Origin of the sequence: Blautia faecis (genome assembly GCF_020554845.1) — a bacterium.
Taxonomy (GTDB): Bacteria; Bacillota; Clostridia; order Lachnospirales; family Lachnospiraceae; genus Blautia_A; species Blautia_A faecis.
This window is the reverse complement of sequence record NZ_JAJCIA010000134.1, coordinates 1-203: the sequence shown is the minus strand read 5'-3', so window position 1 is coordinate 203 and position 203 is coordinate 1. Positions and strand designations below refer to the sequence as shown.

General features: G+C 54.2%; 1 tRNA gene. It reads right to left on the bottom strand.

Annotation, left to right across the window (positions count from 1 at the left end):
- Positions 1 to 73 precede the first annotated feature (73 nt).
- Positions 74 to 147 (bottom strand) — tRNA-Ile (locus LIZ66_RS18500).
- Between the last annotated feature and the right edge of the window lie 56 nt (positions 148 to 203).

Sequence of the window (203 nt, the reverse complement as noted above, 5' to 3'; positions counted from 1 at the left end):
CTCTCGACCTCCGCCGTGACAGGGCGGCGCTCCAACCAACTGAGCCACCGGGCCAGAAGAATATTAAATTAAATGGACCTTCGGGGACTCGAACCCAGGACCGACCGGTTATGAGCCGGTTGCTCTAACCAACTGAGCTAAAGGTCCAAAAAGCCGATGATCGGACTCGAACCGATAACCTGCTGATTACAAATCAGCTGCTC